A 7654-nucleotide genomic window follows, 5' to 3' on the forward strand; every position below is an offset into this window, starting at 1 on the left:
GATGCCACGACTTTTCAGCCGCCTAGTGATCATCTCGATGTGCGGTCTGGCGCTGACCGCCTGTGCGAAGACCGACGAACCCGGCGCCGCCCCGTCGCCCGGGCAGCAGCAGGGCCCGGTCAAGATCGGCATCTCGCTCCCGCTCACCGGCGACTTCTCCGAGCCGGGCAAGGGCATCCAGGAGGGCTACCAGGTCTGGGCGGACCGGGTGAACGCCAAGGGCGGCCTGCTGGGCAGGAAGGTCGAGCTGATCTTCCGCGACGACGCCTCCGACCCCAACCGGGTCAGCTCCGACTACGAGTCGCTCATCACGCAGGACAAGGTCGACCTGGTGTTCGGGCCGTTCTCGTCGCGGCTGGTGATCCCCGCGGCGAAGGTCGCCGAGTCGTACGGCATGGTGTTCGTGGAGCCGGCCGGGGCCGCCAAGGAGGTCTTCGAGCAGGGGTTCGAGCGGCTCTTCTACGCGGCCCCCGCGATCGCCGACGACCACTACGACTACCTGGCCGACCACCTCATCAAGCTGCCGGAGGACCAGCGGCCCAAGACGGCGGCGTACGCGAGCCTGGACGACCCGTTCGCCCAGGGCACCGCGTACGGGCTGCGCGACAGGCTGGCCGAGGCCGGGATCAAGACGGTCGTGGACGAGGTCTACCCGCCGGAGACCACGGACTTCTCGCCCATCGCCGCCAAGATCGCCGCGGCGAAGCCGGACCTCGTCGTCGGCGGCACTCAGTTCGAGGACTCCGTGGGCCTCGTGCGCGCGCTGCAGGAGCTGAAGGTGCAGCCCAAGCTGGCGGCGTTCTCGACCGGGCCGACGCTGGCGGAGTTCCCCGACGCGGTGAAGGGCGCGGCAGAGCACATCGTCTCACCCGTCGGGTGGTCGGCCGCCTCCACGTTCACCGGCAACGAGGAGATGGTCAGGCGCTACAAGGAGATGTTCGGCGGCGCGGCCAACGAGGACGCGGCCAACGGCTACACGGTCGGCCAGATCATCGAGGCCGCCGTGACCGCGGCCGGGTGCGCCGACCCGAGCAAGGAGTGCCAGGACAAGCTGACCGAGCACATCAGGCAGGGCACGTTCGACACCGTCGTGGGCCCGCTGTCCTTCGACGACAAGGGCCGGCCCGAGCAGGCGCACATGATTCAGCAGTACGTGGACGGCAGGATCGAGATCGTGCTGCCCGAGCAGGCGAAGACCGCCGACTTCGTCTACCCGAAGCAGGCATGGTGAGCCTGCTCCTGCAGGGGCTGGCCCTGGGCGTGCTGACGGGCGGGCTGTACGCGCTGCTCTCCTCGGGCCTGTCGCTGTACTTCGGCGTGATGCGGGTCGTCATGGTGGCCCATCCGGCGTTCCTGTTCCTGGCCGCCTACCTGACGTACACGGTGCACACGGTGTTCGGGGCGGACCCGTTCCTGGCCCTGCCGGTGACCGTGCCGCTCTTCTTCCTGCTGGGCGTGGCGGTGCAGCGGCTGCTCGTCGCCCGGCTGGCGCCGGAGAACGTGCCGATGATGTCGGTGCTGCTGACGTTCGGGCTCGCGTTGACGATCGAGGGGCTGCTCGGCACGTTCTACACGGGCTCCTACAAGTCGGTCAGCATGGAGTACGCGACCCGGTCGCTGACCGTCGCCGGCGTGCACCTTCCCTACGACAAGATCATCGCTTTCGCGGTCGCCGCGCTCACCCTCGGCGTGCTCTTCGCCGTGCTGGTCAAGAGCAGGTTCGGGCAGGCGCTGCGGGCCACCATCCAGCACCGTGAGGCGGCCAGGCTGGTCGGCGTCCCGACCGAGCGGGTCGCCGGCTACGGCTTCGGCGTCGGCCTGGCCACGGCCGCCGTCGGCGGGACCGTGCTGGCTCTGATCACGCCGTTCTTCCCCGCCTCCCACTGGGTGTGGATCGGCAAGCTGATGGCGATCATCGTGGTCGGCGGGCTCGGCAGCGTGGCCGGCGCGGCGCTGGCCGCCGTCCTGCTCGGCGTCGTCGAGGGAATCGTGCTCGTCACCGTGGACGCCACCTGGGCGACGATGATGTTCTACGTCTTCCTCTTCCTGACCCTGCTCGCCCGCCCGCAGGGGTTCTTCGGAGGCCGTCTTGCGCACCGCTTCTAGAGGGCTCCCGCTGCTGGCCGCCGCCCTGGCGATCGCCTACCCGTGGCTGGTGCCCAACTACTACCTGGTGTACGCGGGCGCGCTGACCGTCATGTACGCCGCCATGGCCACCTCCTGGAACCTCCTGGGCGGTTTCACCGGCTACGTCTCGCTCGGCCACTCGGCCTTCTTCGGGCTCGGCGCGTACGGCACCGGGCTGCTCGTGACCCGGCTCGACGTGCCGTGGGCGCTGGCCCTGCCGGTCTCGGCGCTGCTGGTCACCGTGTTCGCGGTGGGCGTCGGCGTGGCGGCCGTACGGGTGCGGGGCGCGTCGTTCGTGATCGTGTCGATCGCGCTCGTGTCGATGATGAACCTCGTCGTGCAGGGCTGGCGCTCTCTCACCGGCGGCTCCACCGGCCTGCAGGTGCCCTCGCCGTTCCCCGACCTGCACCGGGGCCAGACGCACATGGTCTTCTTCCACCTGTTCCTCGTGCTGCTCGGGCTCGCGCTGCTGTCCTGGTGGTACGTCTCCCGCTCCCGCTTCGGCGCCGGCCTGCGGGCCATCAGGGAGGACGAGGACAAGGCCGAGTCGCTCGGCGTGCCGACCGCGGCGTACAAGGTGGCGGCCTTCGCCTTGTCGGCCCTGTTCGTGGCGCTGGCGGGCGGGCTCTACGCGCTCTGGTTCGGCAGCCTCGACCCGATCTTCATGTTCTCCATCCTCATCGGCTCGTACATGGTGCTCATGAGCCTGCTCGGCGGCGTCCGGCATCTGTACGGCCCGCTGCTGGGCGCGCTCATCGTCGCCCCCGCCGGCGAGTATTTCCTGATCGCGCTCGGCGAGACGCAGGTGCACCTGGCCGCGACGGGCGTGCTGCTCATCCTCGTCGTGCTGTTCATGCCGGAAGGCATCCTGTCCAGGCTCACCCGGAGACGCCCAGGGCCGTCCATCCCGGAGGAGAGCGCCGGGCAGCGCCTGGAAGGAGCGGCCCGATGACCTCGCTGCGCACGGAAGGACTCACGAAGTCGTTCGGCGGCGTGCCCGCGGTGCACGACGCGACCGTCGAGCTGCGCGACGGGCGGATCAACGGCCTCATCGGGCCCAACGGCTCGGGCAAGACCACGTTCTTCAACCTGGTCACCGGCATGATCAGGCCCGACTCCGGGTTGGTGCTCTACCGCGGGCGCGACCTCACCCGCCACGCGCCGCACCGGATCGCGCACGCGGGCATCGGCCGCACCTTCCAGCTCTGCCGGGTCTTTCCGCGCCTGACCGTGCTGGAGAACATGCTGGTCGCCGTCCGCCGTACCCGCCTGGGCGAGCTGCTGGCCGGGCTGCACGACAAGGGCGAGGCCGAGCGGGCCCGCCACTGGCTGCGCCGCATGGGCATCGAGCATCTGGAGCACGCCGAGGCCCGTGACCTGTCGTACGGACAGCAGAAGCTGCTCGAACTGGCCGCCGTGCTCATGGCCGAGCCGGACCTGGTGCTGCTCGACGAGCCCGCGGGCGGCGTCAACCCGGCGCTGATCGACCGCATCGTCACTCTCGTACGCGAGCTGAACGCCGAGGGCCGTACCTTCCTCGTCGTCGAGCACAACATGGACATGGTGATGGGCATGTGCGACCACGTGATCGTCTTCGACCGCGGCGCCCCGATCGCGGCGGGCCCGCCCTCGGCGATCAAAGAGGACCCCCGGGTGCTGGAGGCGTATCTCGGTGTCTGAGGTCCTGCTCGCCCTGGAGAACGTCGTGGCCGGGTACGGCAGGGCGGCGCCGGTCCTGCGCGGCCTGACCGTCACCGTGCGCGCCGGCGAGGTCGTCTGCCTCGTCGGGCCCAACGGCGCGGGCAAGTCCACCGCGCTCAAGGTCGCGAGCGGCCTGCTCACGGCCAGGTCGGGCCGGGTGCTGCTTTCGGGGGAGGACGTGGCGGGCCTGTCGCCGCAGCGGCTGCTCGGCCGCGGGCTGGCCCACGTGCTGCAGGGGCACAGCGTCTTCCGCGAGATGACGGTGGCGGAGAACGTGCGGCTCGGCGGCTACACCGTCCGCGACCAGGCCGTGCTGAACGCCAGGATCAAGGCCGTGAAGGAGTTGTTCCCCGTCGTGGCCGAACGGTGGGGGAGCGTGGCCGGGCTGCTGTCGGGCGGTCAGCAGAAGCAGGTCGAGTTCGCCCGCGCTCTCATGCTGGAGCCGGCCGTGGTGCTGCTCGACGAGCCGTCGATGGGGCTCGACCCGCGCAACACGCAGATCGTGTTCGACCAGATCGACCTCATGCGCGGGGCCGGCGTGGCGGTGCTGCTGGTGGAGCAGAACGCGCGCAGGGCGCTGGAGATGGCCGACGTCGGGTGCGTGCTCGACCTCGGCCGGGTGCACGTCTCCGGTCCCGCGCGGGAGCTGGCGGCCGACCCGCGGCTCGGCCGCCTCTACCTCGGCGGAGTGCCCTCTGACCGCACGGCCGGTGATGCGGCTAGGCCGCGCCCACCCGGACCCGCTTCCTGAAGACCCAGTACGTCCACCCCTGGTAGACCAGGATGAACGGCAGCGTGACCAGCCCGATCCAGCTCAGCATCGTCAGCGTGTAGGCGCCGGAGGCCGCCTCTGCCAGCGTCAGCCCCGGCAGGGGCCGCGCGTGCAACCGCACGAAGACGGCCAGCGCGGTCAGCACGATGGCGCCCGCCGTGGCCGCGAACGCCCAGCCCTCCCTGCGGCGCCAGATGAGCGCCGTGGCCGCCGCCAGCGCCCCCATGGCGGCCAGCGCGGGCGGCGTGCCGAGGCCCGACAGGGCGAACACGGCCACGGGGACGGCCACGGTGCTCGCGGCCATGGCGGCGGCGCGGGCGCGGCGGCGTACCGGGCCGGTGGTCTTCAGCGCCAGGAACACGGCGCCGTGCAGGACGCACACCGCCAGCGTGAACGCGCCTCCGAGCAGGGCGGCGAGCGGGCGGCCGAACAGCAGTCCGGCGAAGATCGCGCCCCACAGGAACGCCGGGAGCGCGCTGCCCGCCACGATGCCCGCGTCGCACCAGCGCGGGGAGGTGACCTTGCCGCGCCACTCCAGGCCGACGCCGCGCACGATCAGCCCGGCCAGGACGAGCGTGACCGGCAGGTAGAAGGAGCTGAACACACCCGCGTACCAGGCGGGGAACGCGGCGAACATGGCGCCCACCGCGGTGATCAGCCACACCTCGTTGCCGTCCCACACCGGGCCGATGGTCTGCAGGCTCTGGCGCCGCTCCGCGGCGTTCCTCCCGACGAACGGGGCCAGCATCCCGACGCCGAAGTCGAAGCCCTCCAGCACGAAGTAGCCGGTCCACAGGAAGGCGATGATGACGAACCACAGATCGATCACTGTCCGCTCCTCAGTACATCAGCGACGGTTCGGGCTGCTCGGCCGGGGCGGCGGGCCGCCGCTCCTCCTCGGCGCCCCCGCGGACGTGCCGGGTGAGGAGCACGACCTCGGCGACGGCGAGCGCGCCGTACAGCAGCGTGAAGACGGTCAGCGAGATGGCCACCTCGGTCAGGCTCACGCCGGGCGACACGCCGGCGGCGGTCAGCAGCTCGCCCGCGACCGTCCACGGCTGGCGGCCGATCTCGCTGAGCAGCCAGCCGGCGGTCACCGCGGTGAGCGGCAGGGGCAGGGCCCACAGGAACGCCCGCGCCAGCCACCTCGGCATGTCGCGCCTCCCGCGGGTCAGCCAGAGACCGAGCACCGACAGCCCCACCGTGGCCATCCCGAACCCGATCATCACCCGGAACGACCAGAACACGACCGGCTGGTTCGGCCGGTAGTCGCCCGGGCCGAACTCCTGCTCGAAGCGCCGCTGCAGGTCCTCGGTGCCCTGGACGGTGGCGCCCGGGTCGTTGGTGGACAGGAAGCTCAGCAGGGCGGGGATCTCGACGCCGGGGGCGACGCTGAAGGCCGCGCCCGCGGTGTCGCGCTCCAGCCCTTCGGCGGAGGCCAGCTTCATGGGCTGCTGCTCGTACATCAGCTTGGCTGACATGTCGCCCGTGCCCGCGACGACGGCCCCCGCGATCGCGGTCATGACCAGCGCGCCCCGTGCGGCACCGCGCCACATGCCCGCGCGCGTGCGCAGCAGCCAGTATCCGCTCACGGCCAGCACGAAGCCGCCCGCCACGACGAACGCCGCCCCTACCACGTGGGGCACCTGGGCCAGCGCCGTCGAGTTGGTCAGCACCGCCCACAGGTCGGTCATCCTGGCCTTGCCGTCGACGACCTCGTAGCCGACGGGGTGCTTCATCCAGGCGTTGGCGGCGAGGATGAAGTAGGCCGACACGTTGGACCCGATGGCGGCCGCCCAGATGCACGCCAGATGCGCCTTCTTCGGCAGCCGGTCCCAGCCGAAGATCCACAGTCCCAGGAATGTGGACTCCATGAAGAAGGCCAGCAACGCCTCCATCGCCAGGGGTGCTCCGAAGACGTCCCCGACGAACGTGGAGTATTCACTCCAGTTCATCCCGAACTGGAACTCCTGCACGATGCCGGTCACCACGCCCATGGCGAAGTTGATGAGGAACAGCTTGCCGAAGAACTTCGTGAGCCGCAGGTAGTGCTCCTTGCCCGTGCGGTGCCAGGCCGTCTGCAGGGCCGCCACGAAGACGCCCAGGCCGATGGTCAGCGGCACGAACAGGAAGTGGTACACGGTGGTCACCCCGAACTGCCACCGTGCGAGGTCAAGTGCGTCCATCGTCTGCGTCGACTCCCTGAGCTCTACAAGCTGTAGTACATCTACTTGCAGTAGTACTACAAGCTGTAGAGCAATGGGGTGCGACCTTGGTCACAGTCCTTCTCCCGTCTGGCAGGTGTTGCCCTTATCCGGCCTGGTCGCCGCCGCCTAAAGTTGCTCCATGAAAGTGGGTGGCAGCGCCGTGATCGGCGTTCAGAGGGACCAGGTGTGGACGGCGCTCCAGGATCCGGCGGTGCTGGTGCGGACCATTCCGGGGTGCGAGCGCCTGGAGGAGTCGGGACACGACACGTACCGGATGACGGTCAACGCGGGAGTCGCGTCCATCAAAGGGGTCTACCAGGGTGAGGTGGCGCTGACGGACCCGCTCGCGCCCGAGAGCTTCACGCTCAGGGCCCGCGGGCAGGGCGCGCCGGGCACGGTCGACGCGACCGTCATGGTACGCCTGACCGAGATCGACGGCGGGACCCGCGTGGACTACGACGCCGACGCCGTGATCGGCGGGATGATCGGCGGGGTCGGGCAGCGCATGCTCGGATCGGTGGCCAGGCGGACGGCGGGCGAGTTCTTCTCGGCCGTCGAGGAACACCTCCTCGCGCCGGCCCCCACGGCCGACACCGCCACAGATGATTCAGGTGGGCCGGGCGTCCCCGAGCCGGAGGCCGCGACGGTGGGCGCCGTCCGGCCGGCGGGGGCCGTCCACGAGCGTCCCGCCAAGGCGCGCACGGAGACACGGCCGTGGGTGATGCTGGCGTCGTTCGGCATGGGCGCGGGCGTGGCGGTCGGCGGTGTCGTGCTGGGCTGGCTGCTCGGCCGCGGCTCCCGCCGCCGCACTCCCTGACTCCGGCCCGAACCGCCACCTCCCTCGGCC

8 protein-coding genes are annotated in these 7654 nt (G+C 70.8%); 6 read left to right on the plus strand and 2 right to left on the minus strand.

From position 1 onward, the window contains the following. The first annotated feature begins 1 nt into the window (after position 1). From GUY59_RS32815 to GUY59_RS32835, 5 genes are read left to right on the plus strand one after another with little or no spacing between them, the layout of a single operon-like run. Positions 2-1231 (plus strand): amino acid ABC transporter substrate-binding protein, encoded by a 1230-nt coding sequence (locus tag GUY59_RS32815; protein ID WP_201761622.1) that lies wholly within the window; start codon positions 2-4, stop codon positions 1229-1231. Further along, positions 1225-2106, plus strand: a complete 882-nt coding sequence (locus tag GUY59_RS32820; protein WP_138204709.1) for a branched-chain amino acid ABC transporter permease — start codon at positions 1225-1227, stop codon at positions 2104-2106. The genes GUY59_RS32815 and GUY59_RS32820 overlap by 7 nt, the downstream gene beginning before the upstream one ends. Further along, positions 2090-3079 carry a branched-chain amino acid ABC transporter permease gene (locus GUY59_RS32825; RefSeq protein WP_201761623.1) on the plus strand — a complete coding sequence of 330 codons (990 nt, stop codon included), beginning with the start codon at positions 2090-2092 and terminating at the stop codon, positions 3077-3079. The genes GUY59_RS32820 and GUY59_RS32825 overlap by 17 nt, the downstream gene beginning before the upstream one ends. Beyond that, on the plus strand, positions 3076-3807 hold the full coding sequence (locus GUY59_RS32830; RefSeq protein ID WP_138204707.1) for an ABC transporter ATP-binding protein: 732 nt from the start codon (positions 3076-3078) through the stop codon (positions 3805-3807). Before GUY59_RS32825 ends, GUY59_RS32830 begins: the two co-directional genes overlap by 4 nt. Next, positions 3800-4579: an ABC transporter ATP-binding protein gene (locus GUY59_RS32835; RefSeq protein WP_138204705.1), complete on the plus strand. Its 780-nt coding sequence runs from the start codon at positions 3800-3802 to the stop codon at positions 4577-4579. Before GUY59_RS32830 ends, GUY59_RS32835 begins: the two co-directional genes overlap by 8 nt. Here GUY59_RS32835 and cydB read toward each other — a convergent pair. Further along, complete coding sequence (gene cydB / locus GUY59_RS32840; protein ID WP_138204703.1) at positions 4548-5429, minus strand: cytochrome d ubiquinol oxidase subunit II; 882 nt, start codon at positions 5427-5429, stop codon at positions 4548-4550. The genes GUY59_RS32835 and cydB overlap by 32 nt on opposite strands. 10 nt (positions 5430-5439) lie before the next feature. After that, positions 5440-6786, minus strand: a complete 1347-nt coding sequence (locus GUY59_RS32845) for a cytochrome ubiquinol oxidase subunit I (RefSeq protein WP_132336264.1) — start codon at positions 6784-6786, stop codon at positions 5440-5442. Positions 6787-6946: 160 nt separating this feature from the next. Between GUY59_RS32845 and GUY59_RS32850 the strand changes: the two genes are divergently transcribed. After that, a complete protein-coding gene (locus GUY59_RS32850) occupies positions 6947-7624 on the plus strand; it encodes an SRPBCC family protein (RefSeq protein WP_138204701.1) in 678 nt (225 codons plus the stop codon). Positions 7625-7654 lie beyond the last annotated feature (30 nt).

Source organism: Nonomuraea sp. K271 (assembly GCF_009908215.1).
In the GTDB taxonomy this organism is placed as follows: Bacteria; Actinomycetota; Actinomycetes; order Streptosporangiales; family Streptosporangiaceae; genus Nonomuraea; species Nonomuraea longispora.